The 16,968-nt window shown below is 69.1% G+C and carries 20 protein-coding genes and 1 pseudogene; 18 read left to right on the top strand and 3 right to left on the bottom strand.

Features of this window, described 5'->3' with window-relative positions; translation table 11 throughout:
- The first annotated feature begins 257 nt into the window (after positions 1-257).
- From FFI87_RS32340 to ligD, 10 genes and pseudogenes are all read left to right on the top strand, one after another.
- Positions 258-515 carry a hypothetical protein gene (locus tag FFI87_RS32340; RefSeq protein ID WP_012372662.1) on the top strand — a complete coding sequence of 86 codons (258 nt, stop codon included), beginning with the start codon at positions 258-260 and terminating at the stop codon, positions 513-515.
- On the top strand, positions 512-823 hold the full coding sequence (locus tag FFI87_RS32335) for a hypothetical protein (protein ID WP_012372661.1): 312 nt from the start codon (positions 512-514) through the stop codon (positions 821-823). Before FFI87_RS32340 ends, FFI87_RS32335 begins: the two co-directional genes overlap by 4 nt.
- 49 nt (positions 824-872) lie before the next feature.
- Entirely contained in the window at positions 873-1,181 is a 309-nt protein-coding gene (locus tag FFI87_RS32330; RefSeq protein WP_138850516.1) for a hypothetical protein, read from the top strand.
- Between the two features lie 272 nt (positions 1,182-1,453).
- Entirely contained in the window at positions 1,454-2,893 is a 1,440-nt protein-coding gene (locus FFI87_RS32325; RefSeq protein WP_138850515.1) for an RNA polymerase factor sigma-54, read from the top strand.
- 69 nt (positions 2,894-2,962) lie between these two features.
- Positions 2,963-3,145 carry a DUF3008 family protein gene (locus FFI87_RS32320; protein ID WP_011660519.1) on the top strand — a complete coding sequence of 61 codons (183 nt, stop codon included), beginning with the start codon at positions 2,963-2,965 and terminating at the stop codon, positions 3,143-3,145.
- Positions 3,146-3,199: 54 nt separating this feature from the next.
- The gene (locus tag FFI87_RS32315) at positions 3,200-3,361 is read left to right on the top strand and encodes a DUF1328 family protein (RefSeq protein ID WP_006498332.1); all 162 of its coding nucleotides are present in this window, start codon (positions 3,200-3,202) and stop codon (positions 3,359-3,361) included.
- Positions 3,358-3,744 carry a DUF3022 domain-containing protein gene (locus tag FFI87_RS32310; RefSeq protein WP_006753988.1) on the top strand — a complete coding sequence of 129 codons (387 nt, stop codon included), beginning with the start codon at positions 3,358-3,360 and terminating at the stop codon, positions 3,742-3,744. Before FFI87_RS32315 ends, FFI87_RS32310 begins: the two co-directional genes overlap by 4 nt.
- Before the next feature lie 138 nt (positions 3,745-3,882).
- Positions 3,883-6,024: pseudogene (gene katE, locus FFI87_RS32305) on the top strand (catalase HPII); the annotation flags it as partial.
- A gap of 57 nt (positions 6,025-6,081) precedes the next feature.
- Positions 6,082-7,089, top strand: a complete 1,008-nt coding sequence (locus FFI87_RS32300; RefSeq protein WP_138850513.1) for a Ku protein — start codon at positions 6,082-6,084, stop codon at positions 7,087-7,089.
- Between the two features lie 24 nt (positions 7,090-7,113).
- Entirely contained in the window at positions 7,114-9,918 is a 2,805-nt protein-coding gene (ligD, locus tag FFI87_RS32295) for a DNA ligase D (protein WP_138850512.1), read from the top strand.
- Between the two features lie 5 nt (positions 9,919-9,923).
- On the opposite strand, the gene FFI87_RS32290 is transcribed toward ligD, so the two are convergent.
- Entirely contained in the window at positions 9,924-11,249 is a 1,326-nt protein-coding gene (locus FFI87_RS32290; protein WP_012372655.1) for a cation:proton antiporter, read from the bottom strand.
- A gap of 42 nt (positions 11,250-11,291) precedes the next feature.
- Positions 11,292-11,648 (bottom strand): DUF3175 domain-containing protein, encoded by a 357-nt coding sequence (locus FFI87_RS32285; protein WP_006754300.1) that lies wholly within the window; start codon positions 11,646-11,648, stop codon positions 11,292-11,294.
- A 24-nt stretch (positions 11,649-11,672) separates the two neighbouring features.
- Here FFI87_RS32285 and FFI87_RS32280 point away from each other — a divergent pair, with 24 nt between their 5' ends.
- The 5 genes from FFI87_RS32280 (at position 11,673) to FFI87_RS32260 (ending at position 14,272) form a co-directional block, all read left to right on the top strand.
- Positions 11,673-12,209, top strand: coding sequence for a hypothetical protein (locus FFI87_RS32280; RefSeq protein ID WP_409995124.1), 537 nt, complete (start codon positions 11,673-11,675; stop codon positions 12,207-12,209).
- Positions 12,210-12,291: 82 nt separating this feature from the next.
- Positions 12,292-12,657, top strand: coding sequence for a DUF3022 domain-containing protein (locus FFI87_RS32275; RefSeq protein WP_012372653.1), 366 nt, complete (start codon positions 12,292-12,294; stop codon positions 12,655-12,657).
- 241 nt (positions 12,658-12,898) lie between these two features.
- Positions 12,899-13,447 carry a type 1 glutamine amidotransferase domain-containing protein gene (locus FFI87_RS32270; protein ID WP_138850510.1) on the top strand — a complete coding sequence of 183 codons (549 nt, stop codon included), beginning with the start codon at positions 12,899-12,901 and terminating at the stop codon, positions 13,445-13,447.
- A 3-nt stretch (positions 13,448-13,450) separates the two neighbouring features.
- Positions 13,451-13,792: a DUF1488 domain-containing protein gene (locus FFI87_RS32265; RefSeq protein ID WP_138850509.1), complete on the top strand. Its 342-nt coding sequence runs from the start codon at positions 13,451-13,453 to the stop codon at positions 13,790-13,792.
- 270 nt (positions 13,793-14,062) lie between these two features.
- Positions 14,063-14,272 (top strand): hypothetical protein, encoded by a 210-nt coding sequence (locus tag FFI87_RS32260; RefSeq protein WP_138850508.1) that lies wholly within the window; start codon positions 14,063-14,065, stop codon positions 14,270-14,272.
- Positions 14,273-14,333: 61 nt separating this feature from the next.
- On the opposite strand, the gene FFI87_RS32255 is transcribed toward FFI87_RS32260, so the two are convergent.
- A complete protein-coding gene (locus FFI87_RS32255) occupies positions 14,334-15,581 on the bottom strand; it encodes a phosphatidylserine decarboxylase family protein (protein ID WP_138850507.1) in 1,248 nt (415 codons plus the stop codon).
- Between the two features lie 132 nt (positions 15,582-15,713).
- Here FFI87_RS32255 and FFI87_RS32250 point away from each other — a divergent pair, with 132 nt between their 5' ends.
- From FFI87_RS32250 to FFI87_RS32240, 3 genes are all read left to right on the top strand, one after another.
- The gene (locus FFI87_RS32250; RefSeq protein WP_138850506.1) at positions 15,714-15,965 is read left to right on the top strand and encodes a hypothetical protein; all 252 of its coding nucleotides are present in this window, start codon (positions 15,714-15,716) and stop codon (positions 15,963-15,965) included.
- A 122-nt stretch (positions 15,966-16,087) separates the two neighbouring features.
- Positions 16,088-16,423, top strand: coding sequence for an ArsR/SmtB family transcription factor (locus FFI87_RS32245; protein WP_138850505.1), 336 nt, complete (start codon positions 16,088-16,090; stop codon positions 16,421-16,423).
- A gap of 22 nt (positions 16,424-16,445) precedes the next feature.
- Complete coding sequence (locus FFI87_RS32240; RefSeq protein WP_138850504.1) at positions 16,446-16,940, top strand: arsenate reductase ArsC; 495 nt, start codon at positions 16,446-16,448, stop codon at positions 16,938-16,940.
- Positions 16,941-16,968: the final 28 nt, after the last annotated feature.

The following is a 16,968-nucleotide window of genomic DNA, read 5'->3' as shown; positions in this document are numbered from 1 at the left end:
GAGGGCACGTGGATGGACGCGGACGGCACGTGGACGGCGCGGAGGGCATACGCAGGGCACGCGGAGGGCACGTGGATGGCGCGCGGAGGGCTGCGGACACCACGCGAACATCACGCGGACACCACGCGGACACCACGCGGACACCACGCGAACGCCCCGCGCCCGGCATGCGGCTTGCGGATCAGGAGTGCGTAGACCCTCGAGCGGCGTGCGCCCGCGCACCACCGGTCCGGGCCGTTGAGGAGCGACACGATCGAATGCCCATGAATCGACACCCCGCCCAGTCGTTGCACCGGCCCGAGCCGCCGCCGCCCGGCATCACGCCGGAGCCCGAGCCGCCCGAGCCGGATATCGTGCCGCCCGGCACGCCGGAACCGTTCCACGATCCGGAGGGTGACCCGCCGGTGCACCCGCCGCCGGAACGCGAGCCGCCAACCCGGGAGCCGCCGGTTCACGCGCCGCCGACGGGCGTACCGCCGGCCGCGTTCACCCCATCCATGGAGGGCCCACGATGAGCATCAGCGTGAAACCCGGCATGCTGCGCGACGTGGCCGAGACGCTCGGCCGCCATTTCGAGGCGCGCGCGATGCCGTTCCATGTCGAGGAGCAGCCGTCCGGCGCGCTGCATTTCGGCTTTCGCGTCGACGGCCATCCGGCGTCGCTGACCGTCACCTTCGACGCCGACGCGTTCGCGGCGCTCGAACAGGCCGGCACCGACCGCCAACGCGGCGCACTCACGCGCGTCGCGGCCGAATTCGACACGATGATGGCGCGTCGCGCGCCGACCGCGTACGCGGGCGATTTCCATTTCAACCGGCTCTGAGCCGTGCCGCGATGGCCGGCCAGCGCCGCCGATTCCACGGAGGATTCCGATGAAGCCGATCCAGACGATACGCGTAGGCGCATGTGCGTTCGCCGCCGCGTGCGCGCTGGGCGCATGCACGCAACCGCAAACCTATGGCCCGCGCGGCGCGCCGCCGGCGCCGCCGGGCGCGCATGGCGCGTCGCCGACCACGACCATGCCGGACGCGAATACGCGCTACGACACGCGTCCGTCGCCGCACAACGCGATGCCGCCGGGCGCGACCGGCGGCGCGGCGGTCGATGTGCCGCAGCCGGGGCCGAACGGCGTGGAGGGCGACCGGCCGCTCCCGGGCACACCGCCGCTGATGCAGTACTGACCTGACGCGGTACGCATCGCGGGGGCGGTTGCCGCGCGCCGAAGCGCCGAAGCGCCGAAGGACGCGATGCCATCCATTCATTCCGGCGCGCGCGGCCTGCGCGAATTTCGTGCCCCCTAACTTCCCGGCGCTTGTAAAAAAGCGGCTCCGAAGTGCCCCAATCATGTGGTGTGAAGCGGTGAAAGCCGCGCCGGACGGCGGTTCGCCGCCTTGGCATGAAAGGTGCATGAATTCCTGCACGTGAATTTCGCACACAGTCAGGAGGGGCATCGATGTCCGTCACGCTTGCGCTCCAGATGCGACAGCATCTGGCACTCACACCGAGGCTGCAGCAATCGCTGCGTCTGCTGCAGCTGTCTTCGCTCGAATTCCAGCAGGAATTGCGGCAGGCGCTCGACTCGAATCCGTTTCTCGAAGATGGCCAGGCCGACGACGAAGCCGTCGCCGAGGCCGACGCGCCCGACCATCCGGCCGAGGCCGTCGCGCCCGAGCCCGTGCCCGATGGCGACGACGTGCGGCCGCCGGACGGCGACGTGTCATACACGGCCGCGCCCGCGCCGCGCACCACGGGCCGGCAGGGCGACGACGTCAGTGACCTGTCGCCCGGCGAATGGATGGCCGCCGAGCCGTCGCTGCACCAGCAACTGCACGACGCGCTGCGTCTCTATCCGCTGAACCGGCGCGACCGCGAGGCCGCGCGCATCGTGATCGACGCGCTCGACGAGGACGGCTACCTGCGTCAGGAGCTGTCCGAGCTGCTGGTCGCGGCCGATCCCGCGCTGCTGCTGTCGGAACAGGATCTCGGGGTTGCCTTGCGGCTCGTGCAGATGCTCGACCGCCCGGGGATCGCCGCACGGTCGCTTTCTGAATGCCTGCTGCTGCAGCTCGACGCGATTCCCGCCGGCACGCCGGCGCTCGCGGAAGCGAAGGTGATCGCGCGCGAACATCTCGAACGGCTCGCGCGGCGCGAGACCGCCGAAATTCAGCGGCGCGTCGGCTGCAGCCAGGCGACGATGCAGGCCGCGTGCGCACTGGTGCGCGGGCTCGATCCGCGCCCCGGCAATCACTACGGCAGCACGCGCGGCGACTATGTGGTGCCCGACGTGATCGTGCGCCAGGTGCGCGACGAGTGGATCGTGACGATCAACCCGGCCGTGCTGCCGCGCGCGCGATTGCACGAACGCTATGCGACGCTGTTCGCGCAGTCGAGCGGCGAGCGCGATTCGCCGCTCGGCCAGCAGTTGCAGGAAGCGCGCTGGTTGATCCGCAACGTGCAGAAGCGCTTCGACACGATCCAGCGTGTCGGCGAATGCATCGTCGCGCGGCAGCGCGACTTCTTCCGTTACGGCGAGATTGCGATGAAGCCGCTCGTGCTGCGCGATATCGCGGAAGAGCTCGACCTGCACGAATCGACGGTGTCGCGCGCGACGGGCAACAAGTACATGGCCACGCCGCACGGCACGTTCGAGTTCAAGCACTTCTTCCCGCGCAAGCTGGAGGCGGCCGGCAAGGGCGTGTGCTCGGCATCGGCCGCGAAGGTGCTGATCCGCGACATGATCGCGGCCGAGCGCCATACCGACCCGCTGTCCGATGTCGCGCTCGCGCAGAACCTCGCGGGGCGCGGCATCCTTCTTGCGCGTCGTACGGTGACCAAGTATCGCCAGGCCATGAAGATCCCGCCGGCCGAATTGCGTCGGCGCGACGCCGCCTGACGATACCGTCCGAACCGCGCGCGGCCCGCGAGCTGCGACCGTCGCGCGCGCCACCGAAAGGAGGAAATCATGCCAGCCAAATCCCAGGCCCAGCAGCGCGCGGCGGGGGCCGCCCTGTCGGCCAAGCGCGGTGACACGAAAATGAAGGATCTGAAGGCGCCGTCGAAGTCGATGGCCAAGTCGATGAGCGAGAAGGAGCTCGAGAAAATGGCTTCGACGCCGGCCCACGGCAAACCCAAGCACAAGCATTGATCGACGGCGACCCGCGCCGACGATCGTCGTTCTTCAGGACTCCAGGAGGAATTCATGCTGAGATATGCCATCATCTTCTTCGTCATCGCGATCATCGCGGCCGTGTTCGGCTTCGGCGGCATCGCGGCCGGTGCGGCCGAGATCGCGAAGATCCTGTTCTACATCTTCGTCGTGATCTTCCTGGTCACGTTGCTCCTGGGGGTCGTACGCCGATGACGGCCACCCCCGACCGTTCGCAGCGCATCGCGGAACTCGAGACTGCGCTCGCGAACGGCTTTCCATCGGAGTCGACCCTCGTCGTGCATACCGACGACGCATCGGGCCGGCTCACGATTCAGGTGTCATGGGTGCGGGTGCCGGCCGATGAAAACGCGCGTCAATGGCGCTGCGTGGTCGACCTGCGCTTCGATCCCGACGTGCTCACGCGCTATGCGTCGCTCGGCGCGGACGACCGGCTGCGCGTGCGCACCCGGCTGTGCGACCTCGCGCGGCGCGCGGTGGACGAACAAAAGCCGCGAGTCGAGGACGCCGAGATCGAATGCAACGTCGCGCTCGACGTGACGCGCGACGAGCTCGACAGCGCGTTGCGCGCGCCCTGACGCAGGCGCCGCAGCCTGCAGCGACACCGCAGGCGGGCCGCCGCGGCATACGCCGCGCGGCTCGCCCGTTTTACGTGCCGGCAGCCGTGTGCGCCGCTACGCGCCCGTACACGCCGCCCTTCACAGAACCGAAACAGAACCGAAACAGAACCGATACGAGAGGACGCGCGCATGACGAATCCCCCGCAATCCGGCAATCCGACGCCCAACCCGCCGCAACCCGACAGCGCGAAGTCGCGCCAGCTCGACGAGAATCGGCAGCGGCCCGACGGCGAGGCGCTGCGCAGCAACCAGGGCGTGCGCATCGCCGACAACCAGAACACGCTGCGCGGCGGTGCGCGCGGCCCGTCGCTGCTCGAAGACTTCATCATGCGCGAGAAGATCACGCACTTCGATCACGAACGGATTCCCGAACGGGTCGTGCACGCGCGCGGCTCGGCGGCGCACGGCGTATTTCGCGTCTACGAGCCGATGGCCGACTACACGAAGGCCGCGTTCCTGCAGGACCCGGCCGCCGAAACGCCGGTGTACGTGCGCTTTTCCACCGTGCAGGGCCCGCGCGGCTCGGCCGACACGGTGCGCGACGTGCGCGGCTTCGCGGTGAAGTTCTATACCGAAGAGGGCAACTACGACCTGGTCGGCAACAATATGCCGGTGTTCTTCATCCAGGACGCGATCAAGTTTCCCGACTTCGTGCATGCGGTGAAGCCCGAGGCGCCGAACGAGATGCCGACCGGCGCGTCCGCGCACGACACGTTCTGGGATTTCGTGTCGCTGGTGCCTGAAACCACGCATACGGTGCTGTGGCTGATGTCCGATCGCGCGCTGCCCGCGAGCTTTCGGGCGATGGACGGCTTCGGCGTGCACACGTTCCGTTTCGTGAACGCGGCCGGCGCCGAGCACTTCGTGAAGTTCCACTGGCGGCCCGTGAGTGGCGCGTATTCGCTGCTGTGGGACGAAGCGCAGCGCATCGCCGGCCACGACCCCGATTTCAACCGGCGCGAACTGTGGATGGCGATCGAGCGCGGCGACTATCCGGAGTTCGAGCTCGGCGTGCAGCTGATCGATCCCGCCGACGCGAACAAGTTCGACTTCGACCTGCTCGACCCGACCAAGCTGGTGCCGGAGGAACTCGTGCCGGTGCGCCCGATCGGCCGCATGACGCTGAACCGCAATCCGGACAATTTCTTCGCGGAGACCGAGCAGGTCGCGTTTCACCCGGGCCACGTGGTGCCCGGCATCGACTTCACGAACGATCCGCTGCTGCAGGGGCGCCTGTTCTCGTACACCGACACGCAGCTGAGCCGGCTCGGCGGCCCGAACTTTCACGAGATTCCGATCAACCGGCCGGTGTGCCCGTTCGCGAACAACCAGCGCGATGCGATGCACCGGCAGACGATCGCGGTCGGGCAGGCGTCGTATGAGCCGAATTCGCTGAACGGCGGCTGGCCGCGCGAGACGCCGCCCGCGCCGTCCGGCGGCGGCTTCGAGACGGTGCACGAACCGCTCGAAGGCGACAAGGTGCGTGTGCGCAGCGAAACGTTCGCCGACCATTTCTCGCAACCGGCGCTGTTCTACCAGAGCATGACCGAGATCGAGCAGCGGCATATCCGCGACGCGTACTGCTTCGAGCTCGGCAAGGTGACGAAGCCGGAGATTCGCGAACGCGTGGTCAACGAGATCATCGCGCGGTTCGACGCGGGGCTGGCCGCGCAGGTCGCCGAACGGCTCGGGCTGCCGGCGCCGCAAACGGCCACGACGCCGGCAGTCAAGCAGCGTGCGCCGTCGTTGAGCCTGATCGGCCGCTCGAAACCCGGTATCCGCTCGCGCAAGATCGCGCTGATCGCCACGCCCGGCGTGAGCCAGACGCTGGTCGAGCAGGTGCGCGGCGAGCTGACGTCCTCGGGTGCGGTGCCGACGATCGTCGCGCCGACCCTCGCGCCGATCGGCAGCATCGTGCCGCAGGCGACGCTCGCCGGCATGCCGTCGGTGATGTTCGACGCGGTGTTCGTATGCGGCGGCGACGGCGACGGCCGAAATCTCGCGCACAGTGCCGACGCGCGGCACTTCGTGCGCGAGGCGTTCAAGCACCTGAAGCTGATCGCGGCGGTCGGCTCCGGGCGGCAGTTGCTGAGCGCCGCGCATCTGCCGGATCCGGCCGAGGGCGTGTGCGTCGCGCAAGCGGCCGATCTCGACGCGCTGCTGCGCACGTTTTCGGACGAGATCGGCCGGCATCGGGTCTGGTCGCGCGAGCAGCAGGCGGCCGAGCTGCCGGCATAGCGTCGCACGGCGCCTGCCCCTTCGGGGGCGGGCGCGCTGGCGGCAAGGAGGACAGGCATGGCACCGCGAATGATATGGAAAGGCGCGATCAGCTTCGGGCTCGTTCACGTGCCCGTGCAGCTGTTCCCGGCGACACGCACCGTGAAGCCGTCGTTCCGGCTGCTCGACAAGCGCTCGATGGATCCGGTCGGCTATCGGCAGATCAACAAGCGCACCGGCAAGGAGGTCGCGCGCGAGGACATCGTGCGCGGCTACGAGTACGAGAAGGAGCGCTACGTTGTACTGACCGACGAAGAGATTCGCGCGGCGAACCCCGAATCGACGCAGACGGTCGACATTCTCACGTTCGTCGACGCGGACGCGGTGTCGTTCCTGTATCTCGACACGCCGTACTACCTCGTGCCGGACCGCAAGGGCGAGAAGGTCTATGCGCTGCTGCGCGACGCGCTGAAGGACAGCGGCAAGATCGGCATCGCGCTCGTCGTGATGCGTGATCGCCAGCATCTCGGCGCGCTGATTCCGGTCGGGCCGCTGCTCGCGCTCGACACGTTGCGCTGGCAGGAGGAGCTGCGCCCGCTCGACGAACTGTCGGTGCCGACGGAAGACGCGAAGCGCGCGGGCGTGACCGCGCGCGAGCTGACGATGGCGAAGAAGCTGATCGACGACATGGCGGGCAAGTGGACGCCCGACGAGTATCACGACACGTTCCGCGACGACATCCTCGAACTGGTCGAGCGCAAGGTGCGCTCGGGCAAGATCGAGGAAATCGAGGACCGGCCGGCGCAGACGGGCCGCGCCGCGACCAACGTGGTCGACCTCACCGAACTGCTCAAGCGCAGCCTGAAGGGCGGCGGCGGCGCGCGCGCGTCGGACCTGCGCGACGAACGCGCGGAAGAGGAAGCCGAGACGTCGCCGCAGGCCGGCGCACGTCGCAAGCCGGCCGCGAAATCCGCGTCGAAAGGCGCGGCCACAAAGGCCGCGGCGAAGCGGCCGGCCACGAAACGCGCGGCGACGGGCGAGCATGCGGCGAAGAAAACCGCCGTGCGCCGCAAGCACGCCGCATGATGCCGCACGACGCGAGGTGATGCGATGGCCGGCAAGCTCGATCCGTATCGGCGCAAGCGCCACTTCGGCGCGACGCCGGAACCCGAAGGCGCGCACGGGCGCCGTACGCAGGCCGCTGCGAAGGCCGCCGCGCGCACGCGCGCACGGGGCGCTCACCCGCTGCGCTTCGTGATCCAGGAGCACCATGCACGGCGACTGCACTACGACTTCAGGCTCGAACTCGACGGCACGCTGAAGTCGTGGGCCGTGCCGAAGGGGCCGAGCTTCGATCCGTCGGTGAAGCGCCTGGCGGTGCACGTCGAGGACCATCCGCTCGAATACGCGTCGTTCGAAGGCCAGATTCCGGAGGGCCATTACGGCGCGGGCTCGGTCGTCGTCTGGGACGAGGGCACGTGGACGCCCGATGGCGGGCTCGCGCAGGCACGCGAAGGCTATCGCGCGGGCAAGCTGACGTTCCGGCTCGACGGCGAAAAGCTGCACGGCGGCTGGGCGCTCGTGCGCAGCGGGCGGCAGCAGGGGCGGCAGGAGCAGTGGCTGCTGATCAAGGAGCGCGACGACGACGCGCGCAGCATGGATGAATTCGACGTCGTCGGCGAGCGGCCGGGCAGTGTGCACGACGGCGCGGCGTCGGCGCGTGCGGACGCGAAGAACGGCTCGGCGCGCGCGCGCGGTTCACGGCAAGGGCGCAGCGAGAAGCCCGCCACGCGCGCCGCGCGGCATGACGACCGGGCCCACGACGGCCACGCCGGCGCGCCTGTCGACCCTTCCCGGATCGAAGGCGCGGTGCGCGCGCCGCTGCCCGAGCACGTCGCGCCGCAACTCGCGACGCTGGTCGACGGTCCGCCGACGCAGGGCGACTGGTGCTATGAACTGAAGTTCGACGGCTACCGGATCCTTGCGCGCATTTCCGGCAAGGGCGCGCGCCGGCATGTGAAGCTGATGACGCGCGAAGGCCGCGACTGGACCGCGAAGCTGCGCGCGCAACGCGACGCGCTCGCGGCGCTCGATGTCGACGCCGCATGGCTCGACGGCGAGGCCGTCGTGCTCGGCAAGAACGGCCTGCCCGATTTCCAGGCATTGCAGAACGCATTCGGCGGCGGGCATTCGGACGAGATCACGCTGTTCGTGTTCGACCTGCCTTATCTCGACGGTTACGACTTGCGCGACGCGCCGCTCACCGCGCGCCGCGCGTTGCTCGAACCGCTGCTCGCCGACAGCGATCCCACGCGGCTGCGCTTTTCGCCCGATCTCGGCGACGACGTCGCATCGCTGATCGCGAGCGCCTGCGACACCGGCCTCGAAGGGCTGATCGGCAAGCGCGCCGAGTCGCGCTATCGCGCCGGACGCTCGCCCGCGTGGATCAAGCTCAAGTGCCGGCGCCGGCAGGAGTTCGTGATCGGCGGCTATACCGAGCCGTCGGGCAGCCGGCACGGCTTCGGCGCGCTGCTGCTCGGCGTGCACGAACCGGCCGCGGACGGCAAGCGGCGGCGCGGGCCGGGGCCGCTGCGCTACGTCGGCCGCGTCGGCACCGGCTTCGACACGCGGATGCTCGACCGGCTTACTCCCATCCTGCGCAAGCACGAACGCGACACGATGCCGTTCGATCCGCCGCCGCGCGAACGCTCGCGCACGCCCGTGCACTGGATCGAGCCGGTGCTCGTCGCCGAATGCGAATTCGCGGAATGGACCGGCGACGGCATCGTGCGGCAGGCCGCCTTCATCGCGCTGCGCGAGGACAAGCCGGCGGCACGGATCGTCCGCGAGGTGCCGAAGCATACGGAAACGGAGGTGCAGATGGATCAGCGTGAAACCGCGCAGCACGAAAGGCACAAACCCAAGGGCACGGCCCACGCAGAGCGCGACACGAGCGACACCAGCGACGGCAAACACCCCGCGCGCGCCCGCGGCTCCCGTCGCGCCGAGGCCGACGATACCGGCCCCGACCAGCTCGGCCGCGTCCGCATCAGCCATCCGGAGCGCGTGATCGATTCGCACAGCGGCACGCGCAAGATCGATCTGGCGCGCTACTGGCAATGGGTTGCGCCGTGGCTGCTGCCGGACCTGAAGGGCCGGCCCGTGTCGCTCGTGCGCGCGCCGGGCGACATCTCGGGCGAGCTGTTCTTCCAGAAGCACGCGGAGCGCCGCGAGATCCCGTTCGTCACGCAGCACGACGGGCTCGATCCGGGCCATGGCCCGCTGCTGTCGCTCGACAGCGTCGATGCGCTGCTCGGCGCCGCGCAGATGGGCACGATCGAGCTGCATACGTGGAATGCGCACGCGTCGAACATCGAGCGGCCCGACCGGATCGTGTTCGACCTCGATCCCGATCCGGCGCTGCCGTGGAGCGCGATGATCGACGCCGCGCAGCTCGTGCGCGGGCTGCTCGACGAACTCGGCCTCATCTCGTTCTGCAAGACGAGCGGCGGCAAGGGGCTGCACGTCGTCGTGCCGATCACGCGGCACATGGGATGGGACGAAGTGAAGGACTTCTCGCGCGCGGTCGCGCAGCATGTCGCGGGTGCGTTGCCTGATCGCTTCACCGCGACGATGGGGCCGAAGCACCGGCGCGGCAAGATCTTCATCGACTACCTGCGCAACGGCCGCGGCGCGAGCACGATCGCCGCGTACTCGGTGCGCGCGCGGCCCGGGCTCGGCGTGTCGGTTCCGCTGCGCTGGGACGAGGTGCCCGACACGACGGGCGGCGCGCAATGGACGATCGACACGCTGCACGAGCGCCTCGATCGACTGAAGCGCGATCCGTGGGACGGCTATGACGACACGCGCCAGCGGATCACCGCACAAATGCGCGCGCGGCTCGGCACGTCGTGACGCAGTCAGGGTCCGCGCCGATGCTGCAGCCGGTAGTACCAGTCCATCAGCGGCGTCGCGGAGATCCCGTGCGCGATTACCGACGCCACCACGACGGCGAGCACCGGCGCCGCGAGTGGCCGCACGGTGCTGGATGGCCCGTGTTCGAGCGCGAACAGCAGGTAGTAGAACGAACCGATCCCGCGTATCCCGAACCAGGCCATCAGCCGCCGCTGCGCAAGCGTCGCGTGTGAACCTGTGAGCGTCAGCAGCACCGCGAACGGCCGCACGGCGACGAACAGCACGAGCGCCAGCGCAATCGCGCCCCACGTGACGAGCGGGGCCGACAGCGTGCCGAGCACGCTGCCGATCATCGTCATCACGAGCGCCTCGGCGATCCGCTCGAGCTCGATCGTGAAATCGAGCACCGATTCGGCCATGAACGCGTGGACCTTCTCCGGATGTTTCTCGGTCGCGCTCACGTCTTCCGAATCGACCTGGCCGATCACTTCGCGCGGCGGGCGATCGCCGCTCGCACGATGCTCGACGCGGCGCATCGCGACGCCCGCGGCGAACGTCGCGATGAAGCCGAACGTATGCGCGAACTGCGCGGCGCCGAACGACAGCACGATCAGCGCGAGCGCGAAGAAGCCTTCGAAGCCGAGCGCCTGCGCATAGCGGGTGCGCAGCCGGCCGATCGCCTTGGTCGTTGCCGCGCCGAGCAGCCCGCCGATCGCGGCCGCGCCCGCGATGCCCCACAGCACGGCCAGCGCGAACGTGCCGGACAACGGCGGCGGCCCGTGCGGCGTATCGGGCACGCCGCACAGCGCGAGGCCCGCGAGCGCGAACGGCAGCGCGATCCCGTCGTTCATCCCGCCTTCGCCGGACAGCGCGAAGCGCACCAGATCGCGGTCGCCGGGATCGTGCACCTGCACGTCGTGCGCGAGCACCGGGTCGGTCGGCGCGAGGATCGCCGCGAGCAACAGCGCGGGGCCCCAGCCGAGGCCGAGCGTCAGCACCGCGCAGCCGGCGAGCAGCGGCACGGTGACGATCATCGCGAGCAGGCCGAGCCGGCATGGCACGAGCCAGAGCTTGTCGGACAGCGGCACGCGCAGCCGCAGCCCGATCGCGAACAGCGACACCAGCAGCGCGACCTCGACGATCTCGCGCAGCAGCCGCGCGTCGCGTTCGATATCGAGGTGGAGGAGCCCGACGCCGGACGGACCGAGCGCGACGCCGAGCACGAGATAGATCATCGCGGTGCTGCACGGCAGACGGCGCAGCGCCGACGTCGCGACGCCCATGCCCATCAGCACCGCGCCGATGATCAGATACCACAGCGTTTCATGCATGCGAGCAAGCGGAACGGGTCGATACGAGGCAGGCGGGGGCCGTCACGGCTTGCGCCCGAACGCCTCGCGCAGCTTGCGCTTCGCGCGTTCGAGCGTCGTGCGGCGCGTTTTCGGCAGCGTGCGGCCCGCGCGATTCACGTAGAAGTTCAGCATCGACATCGCCGACTGGAACGGCGTGGCCTTGCGACGGCGGCTATGTTCGGCCGAGCGCTTGAGGGAGGCGGCGATCTCGCCCGGATCGTCCGACTTGAAGATTTCGGGCTCGATGTCGAGCGCGTCGCTCTTTTGCATGACGTCCGCGGACCAGCGCTTGCGCGGATGCGAAGCGTGGCCGCGGGTGCGTCCCGGACGGCGGGTCGCGCGTTTGCCGTGCGGATGGGAAGCGGAAGCTGAAGGCATGGCGGGGCTCCGTACGGGTTCGGGATGACGGGTGACGGGGCCGCAAGCCGCGTGCCGCGCCCGCTGACCGGCACGGGCCTTGCTGAATCGCATGGGCAGGACAGACATTCCACGACCAGCGATTCCATTGACGGAGAACGCTCCATGAAACCAGCATCCGAATCGAAAGCCGCCGCGCGCCGGATCGCCGCATGCGCGGCCGTCGCGCTCATCGCCGCGGCGCCGGCCGCGTGGGCACAGAATTCGCAACGTCCCGGTGAGGGCACCGGCGCGCCGATCCTGTCGCCGCCGGACGACACGTCGGCGCAGGGAACGGGCGGCATGACCAACGGCAATACCGTGGCGCCGCCGCCGGCGACCCGCATGCAGGGACCATGCGGCACCCGCTCGCACGTGCGCCCGCAGGTACGGACCAAGCCGGGCGGTCCGAGCGGGGCCGGAACCGGCGGTAGCGGCAGCACGGGTGGCGGCGCGGCCGGCGGCAGCGCTGGCAGCGGTGGCGCAGGCGCAGGCGGTGGTGGCGCGGGCGGCGCCGGCGGCGCGGGTTCCAGCGGTTATTGACGATCACGGTGTCGCGCCGGCGCGGCGCGATGGCGGCCGGCGGCCCCGCGGCCGTCACGCCGCCACCACGCAGGAGAACATCATGCAATCGAATTACCGAACTACGTTCGACGCAATCGACCTCGATACCGACGACGTTGATAGCGATGAACTCGATACGGCGGTGAATCTCGACGTCGAGACCGGCAGGATCACCTTTCATGCGGCGTGGGCGCTCGCGCCCCATGCACCGCAGGGCATTGCGCGCCACTCGGTCGTGCTCGCGCTCGACTGCGACACGATGGCGCGCTATGCGGACCTCGACGACGGCGCGCGGATGCGCGTGCACGCGATGCTGCACGACAGCGTGCAGGCCACCCTCGAATCGCTGTCGGACGCCACCGAGGACCTGACGGTGACGGTCGAGCTGACCGACGCAATGCTCGACGCCGCGCGTCATCTGCAATGAGCGCGGCGCACGCAGTCGCATTACATATTCCGTTGAAATCTTTGCAGGCGCCGCGCCGCCCGACGTACAGCGAACCGCGCGCACCCCCGCGGCGGCATACCCGGGGCCATCAGCCGCTGATACCGGGGTCGTGCCCTGGCGGAATCGGCTCGTACGATTTGCCTCGACGAGGCCGCGGCACGCCGCTTGCTACGCGACAGGCATGGCACCACCGGTGCCGCAACATAACAGGGAGCATTCCATGACAGGCAAGCTGGACCATTGCAAGGTGGCGATACTCGCGGTCGACGGCTTCGAGGAAGCCGAGCTCGTCGAGCCGCAGCGCGCGCTGAAGGCGGAAGGCGCGCGGGTCGACGTGATCTCGCAGAAGCCCGGCGAGATCCAGGGGTTCAGGCACGTCGACAAGGGCGATCGCGTGAAGGTCGACCATACGTTCGACGATGCGCGCATCGGCGATTACGACGCGGTGGTACTGCCGGGCGGCGTCGTCAACGGCGACGCGATCCGGATGCTGCCGGCCGCGCGCGAATTCGTGACCGCGGCCGTCGGCGCGGGCAAGCCGATCGCGGCGATCTGCCATGGCGGCTGGCTGCTCGTGTCGTCGGGGCTGGTCGAAGGCCGCACGATGACGAGCTGGCCGAGCCTGCAGGACGACATCCGCAACGCGGGCGGCAAGTGGGTCGACGAGGAGGTGGTGCGTGACGGCAACCTGATCACGAGCCGCAAGCCTGACGACCTGCCTGCATTCAACGGCGCGCTGGTGCAGTCCCTCGCGTCGCGAGGAGCGTGAGCGATGCCGACCGAATCCGTTCACCGCGTGAGACTGACCGACGCGCCGCCGGAGTTCGACGGCGCGGTGATGCAGATGCGCTTCGTCGTCGAGTTCGACGGGAAGCCGCAGATCTGCGCGATCACGGTCGAGGCGCTCGAGGATCACTTCGGCGCGCGCTCCGCGCTCGAGGCCGACCTGCGCGAAGCGTTCGAACGCGGCCGTGCACGCATCGAAGCCGCGTGCGCGGAAGTGCTTGCCGACGGCAAGGGCGGCACCGAGCTGCACAGCGGCTACTTCCGCGTGCAGGACAAGGCGGCGGGCAATACGGCCCGCGCCGGCATGGCCCGCTCGCGGAAATCGTAAGTCGCCCGGGGGCCAGGTCGGGCGCACGCCATACCGTGCTCGCCGTCGCGCCGGCGTTGCCGCTCCATTACACGTGGTTGAAAACTTTGCAGCGGCCGTCACGCGGCTCGCAGGGACACATCGTGCCGCGCGCAGGCCGCGCGCGGCACGGCTATGTCCCACATATTGGCACGCTTCCTGCGTGTAGCTTCCGATGCAGGTGCCCGATGCGCGCCCGCGCCGACGCGGTGCCCTGCCGCATCGCACGAAGCTGGACACGGGGGAACGAACATGCTGACAGCCCATGAATTTGCCGCGCTGTTCCTGGTGCACCGCGCGCCGGAACAGATTCAGAGCGACCACGACGATGTTGTCGCCTTGATCGAACAACAATTGATCGAGATACGTCGCGACGCGTCGGGCGCGAGCCGTCCCGCGCTGACCGCCGACGGCCTGTCGATCGTGCAGTGCATGCAGCGGCACGGCGGCACCGATGCGTGATGCAATCGCGTAACGCGATCGTGCCATCGCGCGCCAGCGCCGGCGCCGGCCGGCACGCGGCTCAGCGCGCGATCGCGACCGGCGCGTTGACTTGCACGATGGGCGTATCGCCGTCGAACGGCGGCGCGTGCACGAAGTGGTCGATCACGCCGGGTTCGAACAGCAGGCAGTAGGTCGAGCCGCCGTACTGGAAATAGCCGATCTCCTCGCCCTTGTCGATGCGCTGCCCGGGCATGACCTCGATCACGCACGACGACACGTCGCCCATCCCGACGAATACGCCCACCACGGTGCCGATCCCCGGATCGTCGCAATCGATCGCGATCACCGCGCGCGCGGCGACCGCCGTCATGTAGCCCTGCGAGTCGTTGAGCCCGGCCGGATCCGGGCCTTCGGCTTCCGCGACCGAATAGTAGGTGCCGTCGACGCGGTACGCATGCGTGACGGTGCCGCGCACCGGCGCGTGCCAGCGGTGATAGTTGTACGCGCTCAGATATGCCTGATAGAGGTCGCCGCCGACGAAGCGTTCGGCGAGCGGCAGCCGCGCCGGCGTGAAGATGTCGCGCAGCGAATAGGGCTGCCCCTTGATCCAGAACTTGTCGCGGATCTTCAGGCTGGACTCGGTGTGATACGGCTGGGCCTCGCACGCGCTGACGATCACGTGCGGATCGCCCGGCGCGGCGACGGGCCGCGCATCCGCGCGAAACCGGCGCGTGAAGAAGTCGTTCCACGAAGCGAAGCCCCAGTGCGGCTGATCTTCCTGGTACTGGAACTGCGACAGGCCCAGCCGCTCCCGCGCTTCGTCGCAGAACCAGCCGTCGGGCGCCGACGTGTCGAGATGCGTACACGAATGCGGGCCGCCGAGGAAGTCGCACCATACGTTCAGCACCTGCTTCAGGTGCGCGTTCACCGCCGCGTCGCGAAACACCGCGTGGCCCGACGGCATGCACATCGGCCAGTCGAGGAATGCGTTCAGCGGGCACACGATCAGGCTCGATTCGCTGAACGGCGGCGTGTAGGTCATCAGGTGGTCGATCACGGTCATCAACTCGCCGATCGACGCGTAGCCGAGCTTGCGGCCCGATTCGAGCGCCTCGTCGATCGCGCGCGTGAGGCTCATGCGCAGCACGGCATTGTCGTCGAACAGTCGCGCGAGTTCCTGCACGGCCGGCGTGCGCAGCCGTTCGCCGGCATGCGCGCGCGCTTCACCCGCAATTTTTTCACGATACGCGGCCATGTGCGCTTCCTCGCTGGCCATCCATCCGCCGAGGCGATGGCGGGTGGCGGGCGTGCTGCGGTCGGTCGGCATGGTCACCTCCGGGTGGGGTACGAAACGGATAGCAAGGAAGAGCAAGGCGCTTGCCCGACGCGCGGCACCGAAATTGCGGCGCCAGGACGATGGTTTCTTCTTTTCTTCTTTCGATGATCGAGGAGGTCAAACATGAATGCGGATTCGAATGGACGACAGAACAACGATGCGGGTTCGACCGGCGAGCGCCGCGGCGGCGAGCAGCGGACCGTGGCGCCAACCCGCACGCGGGCGCGAGTGCGCGCGGCGACGTCGCGTGAGTCCACTCGGCGCAGTGAGCGCAGAAGTGACAACGGGCCGGTGACGACGGGCGGGAATGACGCGACGGGCAAGCCGCTTTGGGAAGACGACAGCGGCGACATGCCGCCGGAAGAATGGTCGTGATGATGTAACGGGGGCCGGACGGGGCGGTGCCGCCCGATTCAACCGCCCGGTGCCGGCACGGGCCATGCCTTTTTTGCGATGCGGGAGTTCCATCGTTTCCACATTTCGAGTATTATCGAAACATGGGAACGAACCAGACCATCGCCGCGCTGTCCGCCCTCGCGCACGAATCCCGCCTCGCCATCTTCCGCGCGCTCGTGCAGGCCGGCCCGTCGGGCCTGGCGGCCGGCCAAATCGCGACGCTGCTGGACGTGCCGCCGTCGTCCCTGTCGTTTCATCTGAAGGAATTGGCTCACGCGCAGCTCGTCACGAGCCGCCAGGAAGGGCGCTTCGTGTTCTATTGCGCGAACTTCGGGACGATGAACGGCCTCGTCGGCTACCTCACCGAGAACTGCTGCGGCGGCAATCCGTGCACGCCGGCCTCCGCCTGTTCGCCCGCCTGCTCCGACCCAACGTAAGCCCCCGTTCACGCCCCCGCCGATGACCACCAACGTCCTGATCCTCTGTACCCACAACTCCGCGCGCAGCGTGCTCGCCGAGGGCATGCTCAATCACTGGGCCGTGAAGCTCGGCCGCGACGTGCGCGCGTACAGCGCCGGCAGCGCACCGAGCGGCCGGCTCAATCCGTTCGCGCTGGACGCGCTGACGCGCGCCGGCGTCGACGTCAGCGGATACCGCAGCAAGAGCTGGGACGAATTCGTCGGCGACGGCGCGCCGGAAATGCGCATCGTCATTACCGTCTGCGACAGCGCGGCTGCGGAGACTTGCCCTTACTGGCCCGGCAGCCCGGTGAAAGTGCATTGGGGCTACGCCGATCCGTCGAACGCGACGGGCGGCGATGCGGGCAAGCAGCTCGCGTTCGAACTGACGCGCGAGGCGCTCGGCTACCGGATGCTGCAACTGCTCGCGCTGCCGCTCGAACGCATGAGCAACGCCGAACTCCAGGCCGCATTGACCGCCATCGCGCACAACTGAGCGGTCGCGCGGCGGCATGCACGAACCT

The sequence above is a fragment of the Burkholderia sp. KBS0801 genome (genome assembly GCF_005937855.2).
In the GTDB taxonomy this organism is placed as follows: Bacteria; Pseudomonadota; Gammaproteobacteria; order Burkholderiales; family Burkholderiaceae; genus Burkholderia; species Burkholderia ambifaria.
This window is presented reverse-complemented; position numbering and strand designations above follow the sequence as displayed.